We start from the raw sequence: 2,343 nt of genomic DNA on the forward strand, positions 1-2,343 counted from the left end.
CGCCAGCCTGCAGATACCGTCCGCACCATCCGCGAACAGGTCATGCCTGCCGAGCTGCGCCAGCCTGCAGATACCGTCCGCACCATCCGCGAACAGGTCATGCCTGCCGAGCTGCGCCAGCCCGCAGATACGGCCCGCACCATCCGCGAACAGGTCATGCCTGCCGAGCTACGCCAGCCTGCAGATACCGTCCGCACCATCCGCGAACAGGTCATGCCTGCCGAGCTGCGCCAACCGTCTGACGCTATCAGGTCAAGCCCTCGCATCATAGACACACCCAAGCTGGCACCGGCCAGAGGTGGCGGGTCAACCCAGATTCACGCCCCCATCAGCATCGTGCAGCAGCCGGGGCAATCCGGCGCCGATGTAGCGCAAGAGGTGAGCCGTGAACTGGACCGCCGAGAACGGCAGGCATCAGCTCGCACCCGCGCCAGCCTGCGCGACAACAGCTAAGGAGGCAGCACAGTGATGATGACCCTGGGCTGGTTCGTGTTCCAGCGATCCACCTTCGCCCCCCTGTCGCAACAGGATGACCGCGCTTGGCGCCACCCGGGCAACCCTCGGGTGGGAGCCCGTCCGGCCTACCAGTTCACAGGGCCGGATGATGAAACCACCGTGCTCTCTGGCACCCTCTACCCTGAGCTGACAGGCGGACCTGTTTCCCTCGACCTGATCCATGAAATGGCTGCCACCGGCCAGGCCTTCCCCCTGATCCAGGGGGATGGCGTGATGCGGGGCTATTTCGTCATCGAGCGCACCAGCGTCACCCGCTCCGAATTCTTCTCTGACGGTACAGCCCGCAAGCTGGAATTCACCATGAACCTCAAGCGCGTGGACGACGACGAATCGAGCCTGGGCAACAAACTGTTGGGCCGCGCCATCGGTGGCATTGCCAGTCGGCTGGGCATCAGCAACATCGTCGGCACCGTAGGCAACAAAATCGGGGGCATGCTGTGAGCCTGATAGATAACGCGCTCTCTGCTGCCAGCAGCACCCTGACCAGCCAGCTGGGGCAATTCAGCATCACCGGGGCTGATCACAAAGCCCCGGCATATCAGCTGCTGATCGACGGTAAGGATGTATCCACCACCATCCGCCCTCGTCTCGGTGGCATGACCATCACCGACAATCGCGGCTTTGATGCCGACACCATCGACATCGAACTCGACGACAGCGACGGTCAGCTGGCCATGCCGCGCCGGGGCGCCAGAATGCGCGCCCTGATCGGCTGGCAGGGGCAACCGCTGGTTGATAAAGGGGAATTCACCATCGACGAGGTGGAGCACTCAGGCACCCCGGACAAGCTCACCATCCGGGGCAAGTCAGCTGACCTGCGCGGCAGCCTCAACAAACTGCGCCAGACCAGCTATCACCAGCAGACTGTCGGCAGCATTGTCGACACCATCGCCCAGCGCCACGGCCTCACCCCCGCCTGCGCCGAGCGCTTCAAGGGCATGCTGATCGACCACATCGACCAGCAGAACGAAAGCGATCCCGCCTTCCTCACCCGCCTGGCCGGCCAATGCGGCGCCCTGACCACCATCAAATCGGGTCGGCTGCTATTCATCGGCCAGGGCAAGGGGCTCACCGCCAGCGGCAAACCGCTTCCCTCCGTCACCATCACCCGCCAGGACGGCGATCAGCACCGCTTCGCCGTGGCTGACCGTGACGCTTACACCGGCGTATCAGCCAACTGGCACGACCCGAAGAAGGCCACCACCAAAGGCTCAACCCTCAAACGCAGACGCAAGACCAAGCCAAAGCAGGAGCAGGCACTGCCCAACGACACCACCGTCGACAAAGAGGGCCGCGAACTGCTGATCGGCGACAGCGAGAACGTCAAGGTGCTGCGCCATATCTACGCCAACCAGACTAACGCCCTGCGCGCCGCCCGCGCCGAGTGGGAACGCCTGCAGCGAGGTGTCGCCGAGTTCGAGATCACCTTGGCCACCGGCCGCCCAGAGCTCTACCCAGAACAACCCACCACCGTCAGGGGATTCAAGCCGCAGATCGACGAGGCCAACTGGGTGATGACCAGGGTCGTGCACAACCTGACCAACAGCGGCTACACCAACAACATCAGCCTCGAAGTTGCCATCGACGACCTGCCGGAAGTGACCGAGTAACAGCAGCAAAAACAAAAGGCGGCAGAGCCAACGCTCTGCCGCCTTTCTCGATCATCAAATTTCTCTGCCGCCACTTTGCCGCCACTTTGCCGCCACTATGTGGCAGAAAAACATAAGGCCACCCGCTTGGGTAGCCTTAAGTCATTGAATTCTAAATGGTGCCCGGGGTCGGACTCGAACCGACACGTATTGCTACGGCGGATTTTGAATCCGCTGC

2 protein-coding genes and 1 pseudogene are annotated in these 2,343 nt (G+C 62.7%); all 3 read left to right on the top strand.

Annotation, left to right across the window (positions count from 1 at the left end):
• Nucleotides 1-453: pseudogene (locus tag J9893_RS21715) on the top strand (phage tail tape measure protein); the annotation flags it as partial.
• 15 nt (nt 454-468) lie between these two features.
• Complete coding sequence (locus J9893_RS13070; RefSeq protein WP_246875582.1) at nt 469-957, top strand: phage tail protein; 489 nt, start codon at nt 469-471, stop codon at nt 955-957.
• Nucleotides 954-2,126 carry a phage late control D family protein gene (locus J9893_RS13075; RefSeq protein ID WP_210600848.1) on the top strand — a complete coding sequence of 391 codons (1,173 nt, stop codon included), beginning with the start codon at nt 954-956 and terminating at the stop codon, nt 2,124-2,126. The genes J9893_RS13070 and J9893_RS13075 overlap by 4 nt, the downstream gene beginning before the upstream one ends.
• Nucleotides 2,127-2,343: the final 217 nt, after the last annotated feature.

It is taken from the genome of Aeromonas sp. MaB10011B, assembly GCF_017939325.1.
In the GTDB taxonomy this organism is placed as follows: Bacteria; Pseudomonadota; Gammaproteobacteria; order Enterobacterales; family Aeromonadaceae; genus Aeromonas; species Aeromonas caviae.

Bases quoted from the DNA above. Each gene is read 5' to 3' on its own strand.
- J9893_RS13070 (WP_246875582.1), top strand. From the start codon at position 469: ATGATGACCCTGGGCTGGTTCGTGTTCCAGCGATCCACCTTCGCCCCC.